This is a genomic window from Stenotrophomonas sp. ATCM1_4, assembly GCF_004348115.1.
Classification (GTDB): domain Bacteria; phylum Pseudomonadota; class Gammaproteobacteria; order Xanthomonadales; family Xanthomonadaceae; genus Stenotrophomonas; species Stenotrophomonas capsici.
The window spans coordinates 946,090-971,252 of sequence record NZ_QPFB01000001.1; the positions used below are offsets into that span (position 1 = coordinate 946,090).

Sequence of the window (25,163 nt, forward strand, 5' to 3'; positions counted from 1 at the left end):
AAGCCTTGTCAGCCTCGCGGCTGAGGCCGCTCCTGCACCGGGAGCGGCGTGGTTGGTTGAACGTCCCGTCGCAACGGGAAGGCAGGAAGTGGCATGTCCCTGAAAATCAATGAGCTCTGCGTCAACTGCGACGTCTGTGAGCCCGCCTGCCCGAACCAGGCCATTTCAATGGGCGAGACGATCTACGTGATCGATCCGGCCCGTTGCACCGAATGTGTCGGCCATTTCGACGAGCCGCAGTGCGTGGTGGTCTGCCCGGTCGAATGCATCGACCCGGACCCGGACATCCCCGAGACACAGGATCAGTTGCTGGCCAAGTTGCACGGGCTGCAGCGTGATCATCCCGAACTTTACGAACCGGAGAACCCGCAGGCATGAAACCCATCGCCCGTTCCCTGTTGTTGTGTGCGTTGCTGTTGAGCCCGAGCGTGTGGGCGTCGGAGGCCGCGCCGGCGCGCGCGGCCCATCCAGATGGTGCGGTGATCGCCAGCGGCCATTCGCTGGCCACCGATGCCGGCATGGAGATCCTGGCCAAGGGCGGCAACGCATTCGACGCGGCGGTGGCCGTGTCCTCGACATTGGCCGTGGTCGAACCGATCAGCTCGGGGCTGGGTGGTGGCGGCTTTTTCCTGCTGCACGATGCAAAAACCGGCAAGGACCTGATGTTGGACGCGCGCGAAACCGCGCCCGAGTCCGCCACGCCCGAGCAGTTCTTGGACAAGAAGGGCGAGCTGGACCGCGACCGTTCGGTCAATGGTGCCTGGTCGGCCGGTATTCCTGGCCTGCCTGCCGCGCTGGTGCAGTTGGCCCGCGAGCATGGCCGTCTGCCGCTGCAGGATTCATTGGCACCGGCGATCCGTGTCGCTACTGACGGCTTCCCGGTCTATGCGCGCATGGCACGGGGCTATGCCTCACGCCGCGAAGTGATGGAACGCTACCCCGGGACGCGCGAGGTGTACCTGCGCAATGGTCGCCCGATCGCCGAAGGCGACGTGTTCAAGCAGCCCGAGCTGGCGCATACGCTGCAGCTACTGGCCGACCGTGGTTTTGACGGCTTCTACCGCGGCGAGACCGGGCGCAGGCTGCTGGCCGGCGTGAAGCAGGCCGGTGGTCGCTGGACCGCCGAGGAACTGGCCGGCTACACGGTCAAGACCCGTGAGCCGATCGTCTTCAACTATGGCGACTGGAAGATCACCACCGCGCCGCCGCCGTCTTCCGGTGGCATCGCGCTGGCATCGATGCTGCAGATCCTGGAAGGCTGGGACCTGGGCAAGATGGACGCCGCCCACCGTACCCACCTGGTGGTGGAAGCGATGCGCCGCGCCTATCGCGACCGCACCTTCTTCCTGGGCGACCCGGACTTCGTCGACATCCCGCAGAAGGTGTTGACCAGCCGCGACTACGCGCAGGGCCTGCGCGCGACCATCCATCCGGAGAAGGCCACGCCGAGCGACCTGCTGTCGGGCAACCCGACGCCGCTGGAAGACGAGGAGACCACGCACTTCTCCATCATCGACGCCGAAGGCAACCGCGTCGGCGGCACCCAGACGGTGAACCTGCTGTACGGCTCGGGGTTGATCCCGGCCGGCACCGGCGTGCTGCTCAACAACGAGATGGATGACTTCGCGCTCAAGCCGGGTACCCCGAACGCGTTTGGCGTGATGGGTTACGAGGCCAATGCGCCGAAGAAGGGCAAGCGCATGCTCAGCTCGATGACGCCCACCTTCATGGAGAAGGACGACAAGGTGGTGGTGATCGGCACGCCGGGTGGCAGCCGCATCATCACCATGGTGCTGCTGGGCATCCTGGGCTACGACGATGGCCTGACCGCGCAGCAGGTCGCCGCGCTGCCACGCTACCACCACCAGTGGCTGCCGGACCTGATCGAAGCCGAGGACGGTACCTTCGACGCGGAGACCGTGAAGCAGTTGCAGGCGATGGGCCACAAGATCGACCTGCCCGGCGACAGCGCCGCAGACGGGCGTGGCTCCAGCCATGTATGGGGCAACCTGCAGACGGTGGAATGGGACCGCAGCACCAACACGCTGTACGGCGGTAGCGATCCGCGTAACCCGGTGGGCAGTGCACGGGTCGAGGCCGACTGATCCGGCGCTACCGACGTGGTGATGGGAACCCCGCTTTCGAGCGGGGTTTTTCTTTGACGGGCTTCGGGTGCTTGCCGCTGCATGGCAGGTAGCCGGGCAGGGCGTGGACCCGAGCCGGCCCTGTCGCGGGAGGCTGGGGCCAGCGAGGCCACACGTCCCGGCGGGGTGGCGGACACGGCGTGCCGGTGGCCCATCGCGTCAATAATTCGCCACTCACAACTTGCGAATATTTAACGTGCGCCGGTTAGAATTTTTCACATGAAACTTTGGTCGATCCGCGGTAATTCGCAGAAGCTCGATGGTGGTGCCATGTTCGGCAACGCGCCCAAGGCGTTGTGGGAAAAGTGGTCGCCGTCGGATGAACTCAATCGCATCGAACTGGCTTGCCGGGCGCTGCTGGCCAGCCCGCTGGGCGGCAAGACGGTGCTGTTCGAAACCGGCATCGGCGCGTTCTTCGAACCCAAGCTGCGCGAGCGCTACGGGGTGATGGAGCCGCGCCACATCCTGATCGATTCGCTGCGCGAGGCAGGTTTCGAGCACGAGGACATCGATGTGGTGGTGCTCAGCCACCTGCATTTCGATCATGCCGGCGGCCTGCTGGCGCCGTGGTCGGAGGGGCGTGAGCCGGAGCTGCTGTTCCCCAATGCCACCTTCGTCGTCGGTGCGGCCCATTGGGAGCGTGCCCGCCATCCGCATCCGCGCGACCGGGCCAGTTTCATCCCGGAACTGCCGGGGTTGCTGGAAGCCAGTGGCCGGCTGGAAGTGGTGTCGGGTGCCCATTCGAAGGCACTGGGCGAATCGGTGCGCTTCAGCTTCAGCGACGGGCATACGCCAGGGCTGATGCTGGCCGAGATCGTCGGCCCGGAACAGGTCAACGGCCAGCCGCGCGGCGGCGTGGTGTTCTGCGCCGACCTTATTCCCGGGCGCTCCTGGGTACATGTCCCGATCACGATGGGCTACGACCGCAATGCGGAGCTGCTGATCGACGAGAAGCGCGCCTTCCTGGAGGACAAGCTGGCCCGCAACGTGCACCTGTTCTTCACCCACGACCCGCAGTGCGCAATGGCACAGGTAGTGCGTGACGAGAAGGGCCGTTTCGCCACCGCGCACGAGGTCGGCGAGTTGAAGGCACGCACGCTGGCGGCCTGAGCTGACCAACAGCACGAAAAAAACTGACTTCCGGCACTGAATCGCAAGGGCGCCGGAGAGGACATTGACCCCATCCTTTGATGCGGAGTCGATGCCATGAATATTTCCCGCCTGATCCGTCGTGCCGCCTTCTGCGCGCTGCTGCTGGTGCCATCCGTCGCGGCGCTGGCGGCCCCGTCCCGGGTGGAGCCGCTGCAGGTGAGCGCGCAGCGTTCCACCACCATGGCGGTATGGGAGCCGGCGCAGGTGCGTGGCGTGGTGCTGTTCTCATCGGGCCATGGCGCGTGGCCGGAGCGTTACGAGCGGCTGTTCCAGACGTGGGTGGACGCCGGCTTCGCAGTGCTGGCACCGGTCCACGTGGATTCGATGAAGTACCCGGAGCGCGACAAGTTCACCCTGCAGCAGAGCCTGGGCGAGCGCTTCAGCGACATGCGCGCCACCAGCGCCTACGCTGCCGCGCATTGGCCGGGCAAGCCGGTGGCCGCTGCCGGGCACAGCCTGGGTACGCTGATATCGACCGCGCTGGGCGGTGCGCTGGCCACGCTGGGGCCGCTGCGTGATCCGTCCGTGGTCGCGGTGCTGGGTTTTTCCTCGCCGGGCAAGATTCCCGGCCTGATCGGGCCGGACAGCTATGCCTCGCTCGCGGTCCCGCTGTTGGAGGTCACCGGTGACAAGGACGTGGTGCCGGGCTTCGTGAGCAACCCCGCCGATCACCTGTACGCGGTGGAAACGGCACCGGCCGGGGACAAGACCGGCGTGGTGCTGGCTGGCGGCGACCACAACCTGATCGGCGGCGAGCCGGAGGCGTTGTTCGATCGCGCCCGGCAGCTGGGGACGGCATTCCTGCAGGCCGAGCTGCTGGATGATCCGCAGGCGCGGGCCGCGTTGGCTGCGCCGGCAGCGGCTGGAGAGCAGTGGCTGCGTCGCTGAAGGGGAGAACAGCGCTGCCCCCGGATGTCCGGGGGCAGGGAGCCGGATCAGCCGACCCGGGTACCGAAGATGCGGTCGCCGGCGTCGCCCAGGCCCGGCAGGATGTAGCCCTTCTCGTTGAGGCGCTCATCGATGGCCGCGGTGAAGATCTCCACGTCGGGGTGGACCGCCTTGACCGCCTCGATGCCTTCCGGCGCGGCCACCAGGAAAATGCCCTTGATGCGGCGGGCGCCGGCGCGCTTGAGCATGTCGATGGTGGCGATCAGGGTGCCGCCGGTGGCGAGCATCGGGTCCAGGATCAGCGCATCGCGCTCTTCCAGGCGGCCGGTCAGGCGCTCGAAGTAGGGCACCGGTTGCAGGGTTTCCTCGTCGCGCTGCAGGCCGACCACGCTGACGCGGGCGGCCGGGATCAGCGACAGCACGCCGGTCAGCATGCCCAGGCCGGCGCGCAGGATCGGCACCACGGTGATCTTGGCGCCGGCGATGCGCTGGACCTGCACCGGGCCGGCCCAGCCGTCGCGGGTATGGTTCTCGGTTTCCAGGTCGGCGGTGGCCTCGTAGGCCAGCAGGGTACCCAGCTCATTGACGACCTCGCGGAAATCCTTGGTGCTCATGGCCGGATCGCGGAGCAGGCCGATCTTGTGCTGGACCAACGGATGACGGACTTCGACGATTTTCATTGGGGTACTACGCGGTAGGGAGATGCCACAGTTTGACGCCTGCATCCCGGCTCGGCCAGTGTGACTGAAACATTGCAGCCGCGTGGCTGTAACCCCCATGCAAACTTTCGGAAATACCTTGCCCACCCATCCTTTACATGGTTTGGGGGCAATAGTGCGCAAGGGTGTTCTGGTGGTGGCGGTCGCAACGGCGGTGGCCTGCATGGCATCGGCGCCGGCAAGGGCCCAGCAGGTGGGGCCGGATGGCTCGGCGACCGCGGCTGCCGCTGCGGCGGCAATCGACCTGGACCGGGTCGAGGTGCGTCCGCAATTGGAGGCGCAGACCCGCGCGGTGGAGCTCAAGCGGGATGCCAACGGCATCCAGGACGCGGTGGCCTCCGATTCGATGGGCGACTACCCGGACATGAACGTGGCCGAGTCGTTGCAGCGCCTGCCGGGCGTGAGCGTCACCCGCGACCAGGGCGAGGGCCGCTTCGTGGTGGTGCGTGGCCTGGACGCCGCGCTGAACAGCGTGAGCATCGACGGCATTGCCGTGGGTACGCCGGAAGACTCCTCGCGTGCGGCCCCGCTGGACGTGATTCCCACCGATTCGACCGAGCGCCTGCGCGTGGTCAAGTCGGCCACCCCGGACATGCCCGGTGACGCCATCGGCGGCAGCGTGGTGGTGGAATCGGCGTCGGCCTTCGACCGCGATGGCCGTTCGCTCAAGGGCAAGGTGGAGGCCAGCCACCAGCAGCTGTCCGGCGAGACCAGCCCGAAGGCGGCGTTCAACTACAGCGAAGTGTTCAACGACACCTTCGGCGTGGCGCTGGGCGTGAACTACCAGAAGCGCACCTTCGAATCGGACAACACCGAAGTGGCATACGACACGTATGACGACGACCGGCAGGACGACCTGGTCGCCACCGAGCTGCAGCGCCGCAAGTACACCATCGAGCGTGAGCGCACCGGTGCCAACCTCAACTTCGACTGGCGCCCGGACGAGGACAACCGCTACTACCTGCGGACCCTGTACAGCCGCTTCGATGATGCCGAAACCCGCCAGCGTACCGTTTTCGCGCTGGAGGACGGCCAGATCAGCGCGCTGGGCAATGGGCGCTACCAGGTGGATGAGTTGCCCGCCGATGCGATCAGCAAGCGCATGCGTTACCGCACCAAGGAAGAGAACACCTTTGCCGGCAGCCTCGGTGGCGAGAACCGCCTGAGCGGCGCGGTGCTGGACTACCGCGTGGGCTATACCAAGACCCGCGAGCGCGTGAACGATGAAATGGAGGCGCGCTTCGACTACGACGGCGACGACCTGTCCGCGGTCATCGACCAGAACAGCGGCATCCCCGGCTTGTCGCTGAGCGATGCCGGCTGGATGGACAGCAGCAACTATGCGTTCAACCGCGTGGTGCTTTCGCCCAAGCAGGTGGATGACAGCGAGCGCAGCGCACAGGTCAACATCCGCTTCGACGGTGACCACGCCAGCTACAAGTTCGGCCTGCTCGGCCGCTGGCGCGAGCGCGCGGTCAACGTCGATGAAACCGACCTGCGCAAGGGGCCGGCGGTCGACCTGACCGACTGGAACGGCGAGACGCTCGACCACCGCGGCGGTCCGCTGGGACAGGGCATGCGTTCGGCGGCGATGCGGCGCTGGTGGGCCGAGAATGGCAGCCTGTACAGCGAGCGCTCCAAGGAAGCGCTGGGCAACACGATGGCGTCGCTGGAAGAGGACTACACCGCCAACGAGGACATCCTCGCTGCCTACGCCATGGGCACCTGGGACATCGGCGCGCTGCGCGTGATCGGCGGCGTGCGCGTGGAGAACACCCAGTTCGACGCGACCGGCAACCAGGTCGATGTCGACAAGGATGGCGATCTCCTGGTGTCGCCGCGACTGGCCAGCAGCAGCTACACCAACTTACTGCCGGGCCTGCACCTGCGCTATGACACCGACAACAACTGGGTGCTGCGCGGTTCGGTCAACAAGACGGTGGCGCGTCCGTCGTTCGGGGACATCTCGCCGCGCCTTTCCGTCAACGTGCAGGACGAGGAAGTGCGCGTCGGCAACCCGCAGCTGGATCCGTATGAGTCCACCAACCTGGATTTCTCGGTGGAGCGCTACCTGGGCGACAGCGGCATCGTCTCGCTGGGCCTGTTCCACAAGTCCATCGGCGGCTACATCGTCGAAGTGACCAGCAAGAACGACAGTGACTACCCGGGCATGGATGTCACCCGTTCGCTCAACGGCGACAAGGCCAAGGTGTTCGGCGCGGAGTTCAACTGGCAGCAGCAGTTGGCGTTCCTGCCGGGCGCATGGTCGGGCCTGCTGGTCGGCGCCAGTGGTACCTGGCTGGATACCGACTTCGACCCGGGCATGGCCGACCGCGTGCGCGACGACTTCACCCTGCCGCGTGCCTCGAAGAACGTCTACAGCGCACATGTCGGCTATGAGTGGGGCGGTTTCAGCACGCGCCTTGCCGGTGTCTACCGCAGCGAATACCTGGACAGCATCGGCGACAGCCAAGCGTTCGATATCTACGTTGCGCCGCATACGCAGCTGGACTTCAGCCTGGACTACAAGTTCAGCAAGAACGTGAGCCTGTACCTGGAGGCCTCCAACCTGCTCGACGAACCGCTGGAGCTCTACCAGGGCGTGCGCTCGCGCACCCTGCAGAATGAAGAGTACGGCCGCACCTACGCCATCGGCCTGAAGGTGGCACTGTGAGGGCCGCCCTGCTGGGCACCGCGCTGGTGCTGGCACTGAGTGCCTGCCAACCGACCGCCAAGTCGACGCAACCGCCCAGTGCCGAGGACGTCGCCGAGGGCGCGGCACCGTCGGTCCGCGTCACCGAGGCCTTCCTGACCCCGATGACGCCGGCCGACAACATCGACTCGCCCGCCAGTTGGCGGGCCGCCGACGGCGCGCTGTGGCTGATCGCCACCGCCAAGGCCACCGACAAGCTGGTCGTCTACGACGGCCAGAGCGGCAAGCACCTGCGTGACGTGGGTAGCACCGGTACCGCCCCGGGGCAGTTCGATCGCCCCAACGGCATCGCCGTCAGCGGCGACCTGGTGTTCATCGTCGAGCGCGACAACCATCGCGTGCAGGTCCTGCAGTTGCCTGATTTCAAGCCGTTGGGCGTGTTCGCCGCAGGTGACCTGCGCAAGCCCTACGGGCTCTGGGTGAACCCGGCGCAGGGCGGCTACGACGTGTACGTCACCGATTCCTACGACGACGGCGAGGACGCGGCCGGCAATGACATCCTGCCGGCGCTGGAGCGATTGAACGAACGCGTGCGTCGCTACCACGTCGAAGTCGGGGACGGCACGGTGCAGGCGCGGTTGGTCCGCAGCATCGGCGACACCTCGGCGAAGGGCGCGCTGCGCGTGGTCGAGTCGATCTGGGGTGACCCGGCCAATGACCGCCTGCTGGTGGCCGAGGAAGACGAAACCTATGCCAGCGAGTTCAAGGTCTACACGTTGGCCGGTGACTTCACCGGCAACACGTTCGGCAACGGGCAGTTCAAGGCGCAAGCCGAGGGCGTGATGCTGCGTACCTGCGGCGACGGTGGCTGGTGGATCACCACCGAGCAGGGCAAGGATCGCAGCGTGTTCCACCTGTTCGACCGCCGGACGCTGGCACCGGTGGGGGCATTCCACGGCGACGTGGTGGCCAATACCGACGGCATCTGGAACAGCCAGCAGGCATCGGCGCGCTTCCCGCAGGGAGCGCTGTACGCCGTGCATGACGATCAGGGGGTGGTCGCGTTCGATTGGCGTGACATCGCCAAGGCCTTGTCGCTGCCGCAGGACTGCGCGCTGTGAGTTCCGGGGGCGGGAGGCAGTGGCTGCTGCTGGCAGCCTTGTGGGTCGCGGCCGGGGCGGTGGGGGCCGCTCCGGCCGCAGAGCCGAACACACAGGTGCCGGTGGGGAGCCGGCACTATGCGGCGACCGCCATGCCCGACCGCATCGTCGCTTCCCCGGCGCAGGATGCCGCCACCGGTTTTGCGGTGTCCTGGCGAAGCGTGCCGCTGGATGCGGCGGCGGTACTGGAGGTGACCCTGGCCGGTGACTCGCCGGACATGGGGCAGGTGCGGCGCATCACCGCCCGCAGCCAGGCGTTGCAGACAGAAAACGGCGCGGCCCAGTTCCACCACGCCGATGTCGGTGGCCTGCAGCCGGACACGCTGTATGCCTACCGCGTGCAGGGGCAGGGCAGCTGGAGTGCGTGGAACCACTTCCGCACCGCAGGTACCGTCGACCAGCCGTTGACAGTGCTGTACTTCGGCGACACCCAGAACAAGAACCTCAGCCACGTCAGCCGGGTGATTCGGCAGGGATGGCAAACGGCACCGGACGCGCGGCTGGCCGTGTTCGCCGGTGACCTGGTCAGCGGCAGCGACGGGCAGGACGACAGCGAATGGGGCGAATGGTTCGCCGCGGGCGGCTGGCTGCTGCCGGGAATGGCCGTGGCACCGGCGGCGGGCAACCATGAGTATTTCGAGGAGTTCGAGGACACCCCGCAGGAACGACGCGTACTGGGCCGGCATTGGCCGGTGAGCTTCGCGTTGCCGGACAATGGTGCGGGCGCGGCCCGCAGTACCACGTACTGGTTCGACTACCAGGGCCTGCGCGTGGTGGTGCTCGACGGTACCTCGGCGCTGGACCTGGGCACGGCCGCGCAGCAGGCGCAATGGCTGGACGGCGTGCTCACCGGTGAGCGACCGCACTGGACCATCGTCGTCGTACACCAGCCGCTGTATCCACTGCGGGCCGAGCGTGACAACACGGTGCTGGCCGAGCAGCTGCGCCCGGTGCTGCGCCGCCACCGCGTCGACCTGGTGTTGCAGGGGCACGACCACACCTACGGACGCCGTGCCGACGAGGCAGGCGACCTGCCGCAGTACATCTCCTCGGTGGCGGGCCCCAAGCAGTACCGCCTGTCCGAACAGGCGCGCGCGACGATGCGACCGGTGGCCGAGGACACCCAGTTGTTCCAGGTGCTGCGGATCGAAGGACGCACCCTGCGCTACGAGGCGCGGACCGCGACCGGGCGCCTGTACGACGCCTTCGAGATTCGTCGTGGCAGGGGCGAGGCACGGCGGTTCACCGAAGTGACCAAGGGGCGCATTGCGCAACGTGATTGCCCGCGCCCGCATTCGCCCAAGGGGCGCGACGACCGCTGCTGGGAGTAAAGGATGCGAGTGCTGCGATCAATGGTCCTGTTGCTGGCGTTGACGCCGCCGGGCGCCTGGGCGGGCGATGTCGTGCTGCACCCGATCCGGTTGGCACAGCCGGAGACGGTCCCCGACGACGTGCTGCTGGTGGTCGAGATCCCCGCCGGTGGCGCGATCAAGTACGAGCTTGGCGAGGACGGTGAGTTGCGGGTGGATCGGTTCCTGTCGATGCCCGTGGCCTATCCGGCGAACTACGGCTCGATGCCGCGCACCCTGGCCGGCGATGGCGACCCCTTGGACGCCCTGGTACTGACCCGCTTCCCGATCCAGCCAGGGGCCGTGGTCCGGTTCCGTCCCTTGGGCGTGCTGCGCATGGTCGACCGCGGCCAGGCCGATGAGAAGATCGTCGGCGTGCCCAGCGATGCGGTTGACCCGAGCTACAGCGCGCTGCGCACCCTGCAGGACCTGCCGGCGATGGAGCGCGAGCGCATCGAGGCATTCTTCCGCGTCTACAAGCAGCTCCCGGCCGGTGCCCGGATCGAGTTGCATGGCTGGGGCGATGCCGGGGAGGCGCGGCAGCTGATCCGCGCCGCGATGCAGCGATTCGGGCAGACCTCGCCCGCTCGCTGAGCCGCGCGTGCGCGGCTTCACGATGTGCCAGTGGAGGCTGGCATATACTCGGTCCTTGTGCCGAGCGTGGGGAAGGCCGGGACGCCCGTGATGGACGCGCTCCCTCGGGCCAACCAAGGGGATCGGCAAAGGCTCAATCATCGGCTCCGGCAGGCCCGGGGCGGTATCACGGAGGATAGTCATGCGTAGTCACACGGCATTGATCAGGATGAGCGCGGCACTGGTGTTGGTTGCCGCCGCATGTGGCGCGAACGCCGCACCGCCGATGGAGGAAGAACAGGTCAACCCCAGCGAGGTGGTGTTCGAAAATGGGCAGGCCTATGCCGACGCCGGCGGTGGCCGGCTCGAGCGCCTGCACAGCCGCAAGCAGGGTGGGGAAACCGTCTACTACCGGCTCGTGCGTTACGACAACGAGTTCGGTTATGTCGCCAATGACGGTGCGCAGTCGGAAGCCTACACGGCGCGCCAGACCAGCTCGCTCGGCAGCACGCCCTACACCTACCATGGCTCGGGCATGTACCGGCCGGATTTCTACAACAGCCCGTACAACCGCGATGCGCGCCAGCGCTACTGGGGCCCGGGGTACTTCGGCAGCTGCAGCCGCTATGACGGGTGCCGTGAAGTGCAGTACGTACCGCTGGTGCCCGTCGTTCCGGTGTACCGGTCCGGGTACTGAGCGCAAGGCAAGCGGGAATGAAGCGAAGGGCGGCCAATGGCCGCCCTTCGTTTTGGCGGGCCCGACTCCGTTTTCATACCTGCATCACGGTTGGTGGTGCGTCGGCGTTGGGTGCATGCAGGGCCTGAATTGGGAGCATTCCCAAGCCGCGCTGCAGAACCGTCTTGTTTAGCTTTGTGATTGAATTTTGAGGCGTCAAAATGATGGCGCTTTCCCGGTGCTGATGGCAAAGTCGGGCTCGACCTACATGGGACGACGGAGCGCCCAATGTCCGCTGCATCATTGCTTACCGCCCTGGATGTGCAACGCCTGCATCAGGATCGACGCCTGATCCGCGTGGAGACGGCACTGGAGCCGGAGACATTCCTGGTCAAGCAGTTCGATGGTTCCGAAGGCGCGTCGCGGCCCTTCAGTTACCGCATCGAGTTGCTTTCCACCCAGCCCCGGCTGGAGCTCAAGCAACTGGTGGGCCAGCCGCTGCGCCTGCAGCTTGGCGACGAATTCGGGAACCGCAGCGTGCACGGCTACGTGCGTGAGTTCGCCAGCACCGGCCAGCAGGCACAGTTCAGCAGCTATCGCGCGGAGGTGGCTCCCTGGTTCGCGTTTCTGGACTACACCTGCAACTGCCGCATCTTCCAGGACAGGAACGTCCTGCAGATCATCGAGGAGGTGTTCGACGGGTATTCCGCCCTGGCGCGGTACCGCTACGACCTCAATGCCGGCAAGCTGCCGGCGCTCTCCTACTGCGTGCAGTACAACGAGTCGGACTTTGCCTTTGTCAGCCGCCTGCTCGAAGACGCCGGCCTCTACTACAGCTTCGTGCATGACGAGGACGGGCATACGCTGGTGATCAGCGATGACTCCACGCTCAGCACCGTGCACGGTGACCCGCTGGCGGTCTCCTTCGTCTCGGACCAGGGCACGTTGGCACGGACCGGCCTGCATCATTGGGGCGCACGTCGCCGTGTCGGCCCCAGCATGCAGACGTTGCGCAGCTTTGATTTCAAGCAGCCCAGCCAGCAGCTGGATGGCGATCGGGGCAACGAGGTGCCGCTGGGCCTGCTGCCGCCGCTGGAGCAGTACCGCTACGACGGTGCGGCACGGTTCTCCAACAGCCGTGTCGGACAGGCGTTGGCAGCGGTGCGCAACGAAGAGGTGGTGTGGCCGACCAAGTTGTTCGAATGTGCCGGCAATGCCGGCGAGCTGGACGCGGGCGGTTGCTTCAGCCTGGAGCGTCACCCGGACTTCCATGGGCGTGACGGTGCTGACCGCGAGTTCTTCGTGGTGGCGTTGCAGCGGGAAGGGCGGAACAACTTCGCCAGTGACTTCGGCAGCGCCGAAGCGCCGAGCGTGGAGATGCGCGCTGAAGTCCTGCGCCGTCGCATCCCGTTCCGGCCGCTGCGCACCACGCCGTGGCCGCGCATGCCCGGGCCGCAGACCGCGACGGTGGTCGGGCCGCCGGGCGAAGAGCTGCATGCCGATGCCTATGGGCGGGTGAAGGTGCAGTTCCATTGGGACCGCCAGCTGGATCGCCGCGAGAACGCCTCGTGCTGGATCCGCAGCGCCAGCCCTTGGGCTGGTGCAGACATGGGCGGTGTCTCGCCGCCGCGCGTGGGGCAGGAGGTCATCGTCGACTTCCTCGATGGCGACCCGGACCGGCCGATCATCACCGGCCGCGTATACAACGAGCAGAACATGCCACCCTTCGGCATGGAGGTCAGCGGCCTGAAGTCCAAGACCGTCAAGGGCGCGGGCTGGAACGAGATCACCATGCACGACAGCGCCGGCGGCGAGCTGCTGAACATGCGCGCCCAGCGTGACATGGTCACCACCGTGCTCAATGACCAGAACGCCACGGTCAAGAACAACAAGTCCACGTCGGTGACGGTGAACCACAGCATGGACGTGGGCGCCAACCAGGACATCAGCGTGGGCGGCACCCGCGGCATCACCGTGACCGGCGCGGACACGTTGACGGCAAAGGACACGCGCACCACGAACGTCACCGGCGCGGTCACCGAGAAGTACGAAGCCGGCGAAACCAAGACCATCACCGCTGCCGGCTACACCGAGACCATCACCGGCCCGTTCAAGACCACCCTGACCGGCGACTACACCAGCCAGCGCACCGGCACCTGGCTGGAGACGGTGACATCGACGTCCACGCGCAACGTGGTCGGCCTGGTCACCGAGACGTTCGATGCGGGGCGCAAGACCACCATCACCGGCGAGGACAAGCGCGCGGTGCAGGGCAAGGTGGACGACAGCAATGTCGGCGCGCGCGTGGTCGATGTGACCGGCAACTACTCGCAGGACGCCTCCGGCACCTTCAGCCAGGGGTCCGATGGCGACATGAGCCTGGAGTCGGCGACCAAGCTCACCGCGAAGGTGGGGGGGTCATCCATCGAGATCACCGACAGTGCGATCACGATCAGCGCCGGGGGTTCGGTGGTGGTGATCGATGCCAGTGGTGTCTCGGTCAATGGCAGCGAAATCAAGCTCAACTGCTGAGCCGGCCCGGGAGGCAATGCATGCAGGACAACCCGATGCTGCGCGGCTTGAGCGCGTTGCGAGATGCCTGGCTGCAGGCCAGTGCGGAGCCGGCCCACCGGTTGCTGGTGTGGCGCCTGCCGGCCAACGCCAGCCGCCTGTTGGCTGCGTTCTTCGAAATGCAGCGGCACGACGAGGGGCGCGATACGCCGGACTACTTCCTGCGCATCGACACCGCCTATGAGCTGGGCTTCCGCTACAGCCGGCAGATCAAGCGCGACCTGCTGGAGCGCTACCTGGCCAGCCAGGACGAGCTGCGCGAGCAGCAGGTGCCGCTGGGTTGGCGCGGCCCGCACGAGGCGCACGCGGACAGCGCCAAGGGCGTGGTGGAGGTGCTGGAGAGCTTCGTCGAACACCACCGCGAACAGATGCGGTTGCTCGCGGCCGTGCTGGAACCGGAGCGCTGCGTGCCGGGCGAGGGTTTCGAGCGCTGGGTGGAGGCCGCCCTGGCGGCCGGCCCGGGGCCGCGGCTGCGGCTGGTGCTGATCGACAGCCAGGAGCAGCCGCGTTGGCAGGGCCTGCTGGATCGCCTGGGTGACAAGGCCGGCTTGATCACGGCGGAGGTGGACCTGTTCTCCATCGCCCGCGACACCGCCGCGCAATCGGGCGGGCGCGGCCCGGAGGTGCTGTACCGGCAACTGATGGCCGACATGATGCTGCTGATCGAGCGTGGCACGCCGGCGCAGGTCGCCGCCCGCGCCGAGCGAGCCCAGGGCCTGGCGTTGCGCCAGGGCTGGCAGGAGCAACAGTCGGTGGTGCAGATGATGCTCGCCGGTTCATGGCTCAAGCACGGTGACCACGCGCAGGCCATCAACGCCTATCGACAGGCACGTAGCGCGGCCGAAGGGGCGCGCGTGGCCGGCAATGCCGCCGCACCGGAACTGGTGATGCAGAGCTGGTTCGGCGAGGCCGGCTGCTGGTTGGCGGCCAAACAGCCCGAGCGTGCCGCCCAGACCTACCTTCAGGCCTCCACCTCGGCCGCCAGCATCCCGCACCCGATGTTCACGCTGGAAGGGCAACGCATGGCCGGCTGGTGCCAACTCCAGGCCGGCCAGCGCGAGGCGGCGCGCACGCACCTGCTGGAGGCGGTGCGGACCGCCAAGCCCCTGTCACCGGCCGACCGCAAGGCCACCACCTTGCCGCAGGCGCTGTGGGACCTGCTGTTGCTGCAGGACACGCGTCGTTGCGAAAAGCTCCAGGAGGTGTCGGCCCACTACCTGCAGGCAAGTATGCTCCTGCTTGAAAAAGCCGATGCGCAGGCACGAGCGTTGGGGCCGCTGCCGCCTCGGGCGGAGCTGGACCGGATCGATGCGCAGTTGGATGGCGCGTTGGAGCAGAGCTTCCACCGCGCCCAGCAGGAGCGCGAGCGGGTGATCCAGGGGGGCGACGAGTTCTTCCGCAAGATCGTGGCGGTGGGCCGCGACTTCCTGGACCCGGGTTGGAATGGCCTACCGGCCATCGAGCACCCGCTGGACCACGACATTCCGGTGTGGAGCGAGCCGCCGGCCATGCAGCCGCTGCCGGACCCGGCCGCGCTGCTGCAGCCAGCACCCGCCAGCCCGGCTACGTCCGCAACGACCACGGGAGTGGCCCTGGCATGAAGTCGAACAAGATCCTCTGGATGAGCGTGGCCATCGTCGTCGGCATCGCCGTCGTGGCGTGGATCAGTGCCGATTACCGGGACGAGGTAAAGGCTTTCCTGCGCGCTCTGGCGCGCGCGCTATAGCGGACAGGGAGTGTTGCCATGAGCATCGCCGCCAAGCATTTCGACCCCCAGTTGGGCATCGACATCCATATGTACGCGGTGCCGCCGAGCCCGCTGCCGACGCCGCACATCGGCCTGGTGCTGGATCCGTTCGACTACATCCCGTTCATCGGCTCGACCATCAAGGTCAACGGCGTGCATCGCGCCACCGCCGGTACCGGGGGGCTGGACATCCACATCCCGATGGGGGTGTGGGCGCCGCCGTTGTCAGCGCCCATGGGGCCGCAGTTCGACGGTGAAGAAATCTTCATGGGCAGCCGTACCGTGTCTGCCGACGGGGAGCCGTTCTCGCGGCTCGCCATGCCGGTGCTGGACTGCAACCTGGCCGGCATGATCAACCCGTTCCGGGTGAAGAAACCCAAGAAGCCGCTGCGCGCGATGTCGTTGCCCACCGGGTTGAACGTGGCCATTCCCACCAGCGTCACCGTGGGCGGCCCGCCGACGGTGTCGTGGACGGCACTGGCATTCCGCGCGGCGTTCGCGGGGCTGGGCAAGCTGCGCAAGAGTGCGTTCTTCCGCAAGAAGATGGACGCATTCGCCAACTGGCGGCGAGCGCGGTGGGGCAACCTGCCGCCGGGATTCCTCAAGTGCAAGGTGCTGCGTGCCGAACCGGTGGATATCCGTGACGGCAGCGTCGTGGTCAACCACCAGGACTTCCATGTTCCCGGCCGCCTGCCATTGGCATGGATGCGCAGCTATGGCTCGCGCCGTGGGTCAGAGCCGGGCCTGTGCGGCAACGGCTGGCTGACGCCGGCCGATATCCGCCTGGAACTCCTGGACGATGGCAGCGCCTGGCTGTCCGCGCCGGACCAGGTGGCGTTCTTTCCTGAGCTGCCGGCGGTGGATGGCGAGGTGGGTGCGATCCTGGACTTTGTCGATGGTGCCCGGTTGCTGCGGGGTCAGGGGCAGTGGCGGGTGCGCTTCAAGGGTGGGTTGCAGTATGTATTCGGCGTGCTGCAACCCGGCGGGGTGAGCACGTTGCCGGCGAGGGGCGCGTTGGTCATCGAGCGCATCGAGGACGCGCACGGCAATCATTGGCGGTTCGAGCGACGCGATGGCCATCTCGTCCGCATCGTCGAAAGCGGGGTGGATGACCTGCAGGGGCGCTTCATCGAGGTGGATGCGCGCCATGGCCGCATCGAGCGGATGGCCCTGCACGATCCGGCCACCGGCCGGCTTCACCCGCTGGTGAGCTACCGGCATGGCGATGCCGGCGACCTGCTCGCCGCCGTCGATGCACTGGGTGCGCCGCGCACGTTCGGCTACGAGCAGCAGCGGATGGTGCGCCATACTGATCGCGTCGGCCTGTCCTTCCACTATGCGTTCGACGCACAGGGCAGGGTGGTGCACTCCTGGGGTAATGGCGGCCTGTACGACTATCGCTTCGAGTACGACGGGTTGCTGCGGGAGACGCGCGTCACCGATTCCTTGGGCCACCTGACGGTGGTGAAGTTCGATGAAAACCAGTTGCCACTGTGCGAGATCGACCCGCTCGATGGCGTCACGCTGTTCGAGTACGACGACTTCGGCCGCACGGTAGCGGTGACTGACCCGGAGGGGTTGCGCACCGGCTTTGCCTATGACGCCCACGGAAACCTGACCTGCCTGACGCGTGCCGACGGCACCTCGGTCCAGATGGAGTACGACCAGGACGACCATATGGTGTCGTTGCGTACACCCGATGGCGCCGATTGGCGCCAGACGTACGACCTGCAGGGCCTGTTGGTCGCGCAGGTGGATCCACTGGGCGCTACCACCTGCTTCGACTACGACCGGCAGGGCCAATTGCTCGCGCAGACCAATGCCCGACAGGCGATGACGCGACTGCGCTATGACCGCCACGGGCTGGTGGCCGCGGTGATCGATGCACTGGGCCACGAGAGCCGCTACGTGCATGACCCGATGGGCCACCTGCAGGAGCAGACGGACCCACTCGGTCAGGTCAGTCGTTACGAGTACGACATCAAGGGACGCCTGCTGGGCACGGTCGGACCGGACGGCAATGGCGTGCGCTGCGAGTACGACGCCGAGGACCAGCTGGTGCGCTACACCGATGAAGCTGGTGGTCAAACGCGCCTGCAGTACGTTGGTATCGGTCAGATCGGCAAGCGGCTGCAGGCCGATGGCCACAGCGTGGAGTATCGGTATGACTCCGAGGAACAGCTCGTCGCGGTCATCAACCAGCGCGGTGAAACCTACCAGTTGGTGCGCGACGCCTTGGGCCGCATTGTCGAGGAGGTCGACTACTGGGGACAGGCCCGCCGGTACACCTATGATGCTGCGGGGCGACTGACCGCCACGGTGGACCCGCTGGGCCAGCGGATCGCCTTCACCACCGACAAGCTCGGACGCATCATCCGCAAGACGCTGCCCGATGTCCGTCATCCGGGCCAGCAGGTGCAGGAGCACTTCATCTACGACAAGCTGGGGCAGCTCGTTGAGCTGCGCAATCCGGCGCGAACGGTCAGGCGGCAGTACGATCAAGTAGGACAGTTGCTGGAAGAGCTGCAGGATGGCTTCCGCGTGGGCTATGCCTACGATGCGGTCGGCAACCGCGTCCTGCGCGAGACCTCGGCCGGCAACCGGGTGGCGTTCGGCTTCGACCTGCGTGATCAGGCGGTGTCGGTGACCATCAACGATGAGCCGCCGATCGCGATGGAGCGCGATGCACTGGGGCGCACTACCCGGGAGCAGCTGAGCCCGCATCTGCAGCGCGAGTTCACCTATGACAGCCGCAACCTGTTGACCTCGCAGTCGGTGCTGAAGGATGCCGCACCGCTGTTCGAGACGCGTTACGACTACGACCGCAGTGGCAACCTGACCCGGCGCAGCGACAGCGTGCAGGGCATGGATGAGTACCGTTACGACGCCATCGGTCGCCTGTTGGAGCATATTGATCCGAAGCGGGAAGTGGAGCGCTACTTCAACGACCCGGCCGGCGACCGGCTGCGCACCGAAGTGAAGCAGGTGCAGGCGCGCAAGATGGTGGGCGGCGACGAAGATGAGCTGACTACCTGGACGCGCGAAGGCACCTATCAGGGCGTGCACTACGTGTTCGACCGCGCCGGCGACCTGGTGCGCAAGGGAGGACCGCATGGCGACGCACCGGATGACCTGACGCTGATCTGGGATGCCAACCATCGGTTGGCGGAGAGCCGCCGCAACGGGCAATCAACGCACTACGGCTATGACCCGCTGGGACGTCGGGTGTTCAAGCGCAATCCGACGCAGACGACGTGGTTCTTCTGGGATGGAGATGCGCTGCTGGGCGAGGTGCAGCAGGCCAATGACGCCGAGGATGCGGTGCCGGTCTGGGTAGGGAACGTGGCCAGCCTGGTGGAAGTGAAGCGCAGGCAGCGGCGGCTGGAGATGTTGCATGAGCGGGTGCGGGAGTATGTGTACTACCCGGGGACGTTTGTGCCGTTGGCGTTGGTCACTTCTCCTTTGCAATCAAAGGAGAGCTCTCATCTAGTGGGGAGGGGAGCGAGCCCAGTGGACGACGGTCGAGGCTCTATTGTCCAACGGGTGATAGCGCCTCCCATGGTCGCAAGTGGCAAGTCTAATAGCCCGCTTGGAATCCTGGGTGCTGGGTCGAGATTGGGGCGGGAGAGTGAAAATAGGGGAGAGGGCTGCACGGGCTCTTTTCCAAGTAAAAGTGATGTGGCAACCGGTTGTGAGCCTTTATTGGTGCCCAGACAAGGTGGGAATTCGGCTTTCTATGAAGAGTCGAATAATGCCAATGATGTGGCGTATGTGGTGTGTGGCGAAAACTCGGGAGTGGCAGGTGTATCGATCTTTCAGGTTGACGCGAATGGAAGTGCGCTTCGCCTGCTGAATGCTGTCGGTGATGTGGTCTGGCAACGTGCTGCGGCTGATAGTGGTGATTCGGGTGCGGCCGATTGCGTGGGTGGTAATAATATCGCCCTGCAAGGGCAATATGCTGATGAAGAGACGGGTCTCGCTTATAATAGGTATAGATACTACGACCCCGATTTGGATGCGTTCTTGGTGCAAGATCCGTTGGGGTTGCTTACCAGCATCAATTTGTATGGGTATGGAAAAAACCCCTTGGCTTGGGTGGATCCTTTGGGGTTATCTGCTGGCAGTGCGTGGGAATCGATCGCATTCTTTAGAGACCAGAATGGTCTCCTGTCGGTTGCGGATGAGGACATGCTTGCTTTGGGAGGGGTTAAGAACTCCCAGAACACCATCGCATTGTTGAAGGTTGGTGATCGTGAGTTTATTGGTATGAATAGCCGAATTCAAAATCCAAAAAATCCTTTTACGGCGGGGCCAGTAAACAACATTACGAAGTTTCATGCTGAGGGAAATGCGGCTCAACAAGCTGTAGATGCTGGAATGGTAGGTAAGGCCAGGGTTGCCGAAATGTGGGTCGATAGAGATCTGTGTCATGCCTGCGGCCCCTCAAATGGGGTGGGTTCGCTTGCCAAAGCACTGGGGCTTGATGAGATACTTGTTCACTCTCCCTCTGGCTCCCGAGTTTTCAAGGCACCATGCGCACAATAAATGAACTTACTGAAGAGGTGCGCCGCGGCGCGTATGCGGAATCTGTTCGCATTGATGATCTTAGTTTTGATGGTGCAATGAATGCGATTGGACGTCTGAATGGGTTGGATAGAACGCTCGTGTGCATCGTTGTTTCCGATGGAAACATTCTTGTGGGCGGCGGATGTGATGGATATGTCGTTACGATGGATTTCCTGGATAAAGTCGTGAACATTGTTGACCCTGGGCGTGACGTTGACGACTTCACCGAGGTGACAGTTGGAGGGCAGGCCGTCGACTACCCGTCAACCTATGTGGTGCCCCTTCAGGCGGTTGATCTCGCTTTGAGGGAGTTCTTGTTGGGCGATGAGAGTAACGTGCCATGCGAGGTGATCAAAAAGTAGTTCCCGGACATTGCTTGAGTTGTAGGCGTGGTAGGAGATCAGACATCGAGGCATTGTAACGTGCAGGGCAATCGTCGTTTGGCCTGTGCCTCTGCTGCGGGTATCTCGCCAGAATCTTTGTCGATTGAGAGCGCATCGGATGCGCTGGCGTGTGCTTCACAGGTGTGGCCGGAAAAAATCTCGTCACGAAGTTGACATTCCGGCCCCAAGGTCACGCCGCTCTATCGGGTCAAGTATGTCTCCAATGACGATGGTTTCCCGGCCGTGCTCAAGGGTCGATTGAACAGGGCGTGGGAGTGGAGGGCATTCAATCATGACCCATCGCAGGGAAGATCAGGATCGGGCTACATATACCAGGCTGGACACGCGCGACCGGACGTCGATTATTGGGACGTGAACTGGATGGCGTCCGATCGGTTCTTGGCGGTGTGCCGCCATTTCAACATCGGCGTTGACGCGATTCCGCTGGATGTCGTGCTCGCCAACGGTGCAGCGCCGGGGACGCAGTACTTCTACCTGCGCTGGTCGGCATGGGCTTCGGTGATTGATCTGCAGCGTTCGCGTTGTACTTTGGAGCGGGACCTGATGACCGGCGATGTGCTGCATCAGAAGTATTTCCCGGCGGTCCCAGTGCTGAAATAGGTTGAGGCGTTTGTAGTCGACGGAGGCAAGGTGCCCGAGGCCGCGGCCTTCCTGTGCATGGATCTGGGTCATGCCCTGGTCTGCAATGAAGCATTACGCGTCACCTGTCAGCAGGCGGGCTTGGTGGGGATGGCATGCGAGGACATCACCTCCTACACCAGGATCGATTTCTGGGATTGATCGGCTATCCACGTCGTCAGCATGCAGTTGGGGCCAGGCGCGGCATGGGCCGCCTGGCCCGTTGAGCTGCGGATCCCCGTGCCGCCGCAGATGCGCGACCGCCAATTGCCTGCATCGAAGGGGAGGCGACGCTACACTCCCGGCATGCATGACTCTCCGGTTCCTTCGATCAATCCGCAGCTGGCCGCTGTTCACCGCGTGCTTGAACGCCATCTCGGTGACACGATCATGGCGGTCCATTTGTTTGGCTCGGCCCTGTTGGGCGGGCTCAAGCCGTCGAGTGACGTCGACCTGCTCGTCACCGTGGCCGTGGCACCGGATGAGGGTGTGCGGAATGCATTGCTGGTGGATCTGCTGACGGTATCGGCGCCGCCATCTGTCGATGCGGTGTTGCGTCCGCTGGAGTTGACGGTGGTCGCGTACGACGGTGTGATGCCATGGCGGTATCCCGCGCGCCGGGAGCTGCAGTTCGGGGAATGGTTGCGGTCGGACATCGTCGCGGGCCGCTTCGAGGCGCCCGGGCTTGATCACGATCTGGCCATTCTGCTCAGGCAGGTGCAGTCACACGGCGTCGCGCTGTTCGGGCCCTCACCGGATGCGCTGTTCGAGCCGGTCCCCGATGCGGATGTTCGCCGCGCATTGCAGGATACCGTCGCGCAGTGGCAGGTGCCGGAAGATTGGGCAGGGGACGAGCGCAACATCGTTCTGGCGCTGGCGCGCATCTGGTACACGACGGTCACCGGCCGGATCGCCGCCAAGGATGATGCCGCCGATTGGTTGCTTCCGCTGCTGGACGAGCGGTATCAACACGTCCTGGCCGCTGCGCGGGCGGCGTATCTCGGACATGCACCGGACACGCTCTCAGGCCAGCCAGATGCGGTTGCCGACTTCATCCGCTACGCCTGCCATTCCATCACGGTGCTTCACACAGGCCGGCAGGGGGCTGTCGGGCTGTGAGCGATATGCGGTGTCGGTACGCCGCATGGGAGAGCGTTCGGGCAGGCTCGGCGAAAGTGCCTCGATCAAACACCCGCAGATCCAACGGGGCTGCGGCGGCGAATGCGCAGGCAGGAGGCGCCGAGAATGGCTGAAGTCCAGGTGCTCGCGGACGATGGCTTGGCGTCCCGGAGACTAAGCGGATGGGCGGGCATGTCGCGGTTACTCATTCGAGGAGGAGGTCCTCGGGTGCGTCGGCAATCTGCGTGAGCGAGAGCGGCAACAGCGCGGCGAACCCGTCGCAGACATGGTCCATCGCATCCGGGTCGTGGGTGAAGCTGATGATCTGGCCGGGACGGCCGTGCGCGGAAGGGCTGTGGTCGAGGATCAGCATCAGGATCGGGGCGTGGAAGCCGGCGAAGGGCAGCCAGCCCTGCTGCGCCCAACCGGATTGGAGCCGCACGTCCCGGGGGCGGGGATCCTCGTAGCCGTGGTACTGGGGCGCGCGCCGGTGCATGCCGCGCCATTGCTGCATCGCCTGTTGCAACGACAGGAAGCGGTAGCCGGTGAGATACCCCGGGCGCGCGAAAACGGTCTGGGCATCCTCACTGCCATTGGCATGACGCCAGACGCTCTTCAGCAGCGGGCAGATCGTGAAGCCAAGCTCCCGTTCGGCGTCAGCGAGCGCATCCTCGCTGACGCCGGGGGCCAGTTGCAGGGCCTGATCGTTGGCCGCATACAAGGCCGCGAGTTCAGTGAGATAGGCAGGGAAGTCCATGGGCATCGGTTGTGTCGGGGCGGTGGGCGCTCCGTGCCCGCGGATCGGGCGGGTGCGGCACCGGCAGGGATATTCGGGGTGGCAGCGGGTAAAATGCGCCAATTCACTGCTGCGGTACACCCTGCGCGCCATGACCACATTCCCTGAAGACATCTACACCGAGCCGACCCCCGATCCCAACACGCTGGGCAACCTGGGCCCGCTGGCACCCATGGCCGGCGTCTGGCGCGGCGAGCGCGGCATGGATGTGAATCCCAAGGCGGACGGTCCGGAGCATCAGGCGTTCATCGAGCACTACGAGCTCCATCCCATTGACGCACAGACCAATGGCCCGCAGCTGTTCTACGGCCTGCGCTACCACACGCGCATCGTGAAGCCCGACGACGTGGAGACGTTTCACGACCAGGTGGGCCACTGGCTGTGGGAGCCGGCGACCGGGACGATCATCCTGACGCTGTCCATCCCGCGTGGACAGACGGCGATGGCCGTCGGCACGGCCGCGCCGGACGCTAAACGCTTCCATCTGCGTGCGGTGCGCGGCTCCACCACCAACGGCATCCTCTCCAATCCGTTCCTGGAACATGCGTTCCGGACCGAGAGTTACGACATCGAGGTCACCATCCATGACGATGGCAACTGGTCGTATGAGCAGACGACGGTGCTGGTGATCCCGGGCCAGGCCGAGCCGTTCAATCACACCGATCGCAACACGCTGACGCGGATCGGTGCGCCGGTGCTGAATCCAACGGCGCAGGCCGCCGCAGAGGACGCGGAGCCGATGCCGGCCTGACGTCCGCTACCCATCGTCCGGTTCTGCACAAGCCCCGTTACGCGGGGCTTGTGCTTGAAGGCGAGGCCGACGCCCCGTTCATTCTTCCTCGTCGTCGTGCTCGCGGTGCTTCTTGGGTTCGGGCGGTGTACCGGGGTTCGGCTCGCGGCGAGGCGCCGGATGCGGGAGGTTGTCGGAAGGAACGGGCTTGGCGTCGTTCCGCGATGAAATCCCGAGCCGGTGACCGGCTTGCAGGAGGGTCATGGCGTTGCTCCGTCGGCACGGCAGGCATTGCCGTGCCAGTACCCTGCGCGCTGGGCAGTTAGTATGCCGTGGCTGTCGCGTTGCCGGTACGCTGACAATGATGACCGCGGTGGATGCCCCGGCCGTTAAGCAATGGCGACGTACCCTGCGCCGATGAAACCACCGATGGAATTGCAGGGCCTGCAGGCGCTGCCGCCCGCACCCGGCGTGTACATCTTCCTGGGACAGGACGATGAAGTGCTCTACATCGGCAAGAGCATCAACCTGCGCCGTCGCGTGGCCGATCACCTGCGGGCACCGGGCTCGCGTCGCATGCTGGAGCGGGCGCGACGCGTCCGCCATGTACGCACGGCCGGCGACATCGGCGCACAGTTGCTGGAGGCCCGGCTGGTGAAGCAGCAGCTCCCGGTCTTCAACATCCGCCTGCGGCGGCACCGGCGTCTGCTGGGCATCACCCTGCCCGGGGACACGCCCGAGATCCGCAATGTCCATGCGCTCGGCGCTGCTGCCACCGCCTACGGGGTCTTCGCCAGCAGGTTCGCCGCGCAGGCCCTGCTGCGTACGTTGGCCGATGCGCATGGGCTCTGCTGTTCGGTGCTGGGGCTGGAGCCGTCGACGGCGGGGCAGCCCTGTTTCCGGTACCGGCTTGGGCGCTGCGCGGGCGCATGCTGTGGTCAGCTTCCGATGCAAGAACACCGCCGACGGCTGCACGAGGCGCTTCGCGCGCACCACCGGCGCGTGTGGCCCTATGCCGGCGGCATCGGGATCGTGGAGCAGTGCGATGGGCTTCGGCAGATACACGTCATCCGCAACTGGGCCTATCTGGGGAGCGTGGACAGCCTCGCGCGGGCCGCGGCGCTGAGCCGCCCCGAAGTCGGGTTCGACCTGGACGGCTACCAGATACTGGTCGGGCCGATCCTGCGCGCAAGCGTGGAGATCCTGCCGCTCTGACGCGTTGCCGTTGCACCCCCGTCAAGCCGGATGAGTGTCCGGTGAGGGCCGCGGCCGGTTCCTTTCACGTGCCGCTAAAGGCG

At 65.7% G+C, this 25,163-nt stretch carries 21 protein-coding genes; 18 read left to right on the plus strand and 3 right to left on the minus strand.

Features of this window, described 5'->3' with window-relative positions:
- Positions 1 to 93 precede the first annotated feature (93 nt).
- The 4 genes from ATCM_RS04590 (at position 94) to ATCM_RS04605 (ending at position 4,184) form a co-directional block, all read left to right on the plus strand.
- Complete coding sequence (locus tag ATCM_RS04590) at positions 94 to 378, plus strand: YfhL family 4Fe-4S dicluster ferredoxin (RefSeq protein WP_132863071.1); 285 nt, start codon at positions 94 to 96, stop codon at positions 376 to 378.
- Entirely contained in the window at positions 375 to 2,105 is a 1,731-nt protein-coding gene (gene ggt, locus ATCM_RS04595; protein ID WP_132863072.1) for a gamma-glutamyltransferase, read from the plus strand. Before ATCM_RS04590 ends, ggt begins: the two co-directional genes overlap by 4 nt.
- A 258-nt stretch (positions 2,106 to 2,363) precedes the next feature.
- Positions 2,364 to 3,254, plus strand: a complete 891-nt coding sequence (locus tag ATCM_RS04600) for an MBL fold metallo-hydrolase (protein WP_132863073.1) — start codon at positions 2,364 to 2,366, stop codon at positions 3,252 to 3,254.
- Positions 3,255 to 3,350: 96 nt separating this feature from the next.
- Positions 3,351 to 4,184, plus strand: coding sequence for an alpha/beta hydrolase (locus tag ATCM_RS04605; RefSeq protein ID WP_132863074.1), 834 nt, complete (start codon positions 3,351 to 3,353; stop codon positions 4,182 to 4,184).
- A gap of 47 nt (positions 4,185 to 4,231) precedes the next feature.
- Here ATCM_RS04605 and upp read toward each other — a convergent pair whose 3' ends face one another.
- Positions 4,232 to 4,864 carry a uracil phosphoribosyltransferase gene (gene upp / locus ATCM_RS04610; RefSeq protein ID WP_132863075.1) on the minus strand — a complete coding sequence of 211 codons (633 nt, stop codon included), beginning with the start codon at positions 4,862 to 4,864 and terminating at the stop codon, positions 4,232 to 4,234.
- A gap of 202 nt (positions 4,865 to 5,066) precedes the next feature.
- Here upp and ATCM_RS04615 point away from each other — a divergent pair, with 202 nt between their 5' ends.
- From ATCM_RS04615 to ATCM_RS04665, 12 genes are all read left to right on the plus strand, one after another.
- Positions 5,067 to 7,577, plus strand: coding sequence for a TonB-dependent receptor (locus tag ATCM_RS04615; RefSeq protein WP_132866069.1), 2,511 nt, complete (start codon positions 5,067 to 5,069; stop codon positions 7,575 to 7,577).
- Positions 7,574 to 8,677, plus strand: a complete 1,104-nt coding sequence (locus ATCM_RS04620) for a phytase (protein WP_243693955.1) — start codon at positions 7,574 to 7,576, stop codon at positions 8,675 to 8,677. Before ATCM_RS04615 ends, ATCM_RS04620 begins: the two co-directional genes overlap by 4 nt.
- A gap of 23 nt (positions 8,678 to 8,700) precedes the next feature.
- The gene (locus tag ATCM_RS04625) at positions 8,701 to 10,047 is read left to right on the plus strand and encodes a metallophosphoesterase (protein WP_243694073.1); all 1,347 of its coding nucleotides are present in this window, start codon (positions 8,701 to 8,703) and stop codon (positions 10,045 to 10,047) included.
- Between the two features lie 3 nt (positions 10,048 to 10,050).
- Entirely contained in the window at positions 10,051 to 10,659 is a 609-nt protein-coding gene (locus ATCM_RS04630) for an inorganic diphosphatase (protein WP_132863077.1), read from the plus strand.
- A gap of 181 nt (positions 10,660 to 10,840) precedes the next feature.
- Positions 10,841 to 11,335 carry a hypothetical protein gene (locus ATCM_RS04635; protein ID WP_132863078.1) on the plus strand — a complete coding sequence of 165 codons (495 nt, stop codon included), beginning with the start codon at positions 10,841 to 10,843 and terminating at the stop codon, positions 11,333 to 11,335.
- 267 nt (positions 11,336 to 11,602) lie between these two features.
- Complete coding sequence (gene tssI / locus ATCM_RS04640; protein ID WP_132863079.1) at positions 11,603 to 13,846, plus strand: type VI secretion system tip protein TssI/VgrG; 2,244 nt, start codon at positions 11,603 to 11,605, stop codon at positions 13,844 to 13,846.
- A 20-nt stretch (positions 13,847 to 13,866) separates the two neighbouring features.
- Positions 13,867 to 15,486, plus strand: coding sequence for a hypothetical protein (locus ATCM_RS04645; protein ID WP_132863080.1), 1,620 nt, complete (start codon positions 13,867 to 13,869; stop codon positions 15,484 to 15,486).
- Positions 15,483 to 15,611 carry a hypothetical protein gene (locus ATCM_RS19420; protein ID WP_263863683.1) on the plus strand — a complete coding sequence of 43 codons (129 nt, stop codon included), beginning with the start codon at positions 15,483 to 15,485 and terminating at the stop codon, positions 15,609 to 15,611. Before ATCM_RS04645 ends, ATCM_RS19420 begins: the two co-directional genes overlap by 4 nt.
- A gap of 18 nt (positions 15,612 to 15,629) precedes the next feature.
- Positions 15,630 to 20,177 carry an RHS repeat-associated core domain-containing protein gene (locus ATCM_RS04650; RefSeq protein ID WP_132863081.1) on the plus strand — a complete coding sequence of 1,516 codons (4,548 nt, stop codon included), beginning with the start codon at positions 15,630 to 15,632 and terminating at the stop codon, positions 20,175 to 20,177.
- Positions 20,165 to 20,560, plus strand: coding sequence for a hypothetical protein (locus ATCM_RS04655; protein ID WP_132863082.1), 396 nt, complete (start codon positions 20,165 to 20,167; stop codon positions 20,558 to 20,560). The genes ATCM_RS04650 and ATCM_RS04655 overlap by 13 nt, the downstream gene beginning before the upstream one ends.
- A 393-nt stretch (positions 20,561 to 20,953) precedes the next feature.
- The gene (locus ATCM_RS04660; protein WP_132863083.1) at positions 20,954 to 21,202 is read left to right on the plus strand and encodes a hypothetical protein; all 249 of its coding nucleotides are present in this window, start codon (positions 20,954 to 20,956) and stop codon (positions 21,200 to 21,202) included.
- A 324-nt stretch (positions 21,203 to 21,526) separates the two neighbouring features.
- The gene (locus ATCM_RS04665) at positions 21,527 to 22,339 is read left to right on the plus strand and encodes an aminoglycoside adenylyltransferase family protein (RefSeq protein ID WP_132866071.1); all 813 of its coding nucleotides are present in this window, start codon (positions 21,527 to 21,529) and stop codon (positions 22,337 to 22,339) included.
- A 205-nt stretch (positions 22,340 to 22,544) separates the two neighbouring features.
- On the opposite strand, the gene ATCM_RS04670 is transcribed toward ATCM_RS04665, so the two are convergent.
- Positions 22,545 to 23,096 carry an SMI1/KNR4 family protein gene (locus ATCM_RS04670; RefSeq protein ID WP_165931121.1) on the minus strand — a complete coding sequence of 184 codons (552 nt, stop codon included), beginning with the start codon at positions 23,094 to 23,096 and terminating at the stop codon, positions 22,545 to 22,547.
- On the opposite strand from ATCM_RS04670, the gene ATCM_RS04675 reads away from it, so the two are divergent.
- Positions 23,095 to 23,886, plus strand: a complete 792-nt coding sequence (locus ATCM_RS04675) for a heme-binding beta-barrel domain-containing protein (RefSeq protein WP_207911774.1) — start codon at positions 23,095 to 23,097, stop codon at positions 23,884 to 23,886. The genes ATCM_RS04670 and ATCM_RS04675 overlap by 2 nt on opposite strands.
- A gap of 78 nt (positions 23,887 to 23,964) precedes the next feature.
- Here ATCM_RS04675 and ATCM_RS19065 read toward each other — a convergent pair whose 3' ends face one another.
- A complete protein-coding gene (locus ATCM_RS19065) occupies positions 23,965 to 24,129 on the minus strand; it encodes a hypothetical protein (protein WP_165931122.1) in 165 nt (54 codons plus the stop codon).
- A 165-nt stretch (positions 24,130 to 24,294) separates the two neighbouring features.
- Between ATCM_RS19065 and ATCM_RS04680 the strand changes: the two genes are divergently transcribed.
- Positions 24,295 to 25,080, plus strand: coding sequence for a GIY-YIG nuclease family protein (locus ATCM_RS04680; protein WP_165931123.1), 786 nt, complete (start codon positions 24,295 to 24,297; stop codon positions 25,078 to 25,080).
- The last annotated feature ends 83 nt before the right edge of the window (positions 25,081 to 25,163 follow it).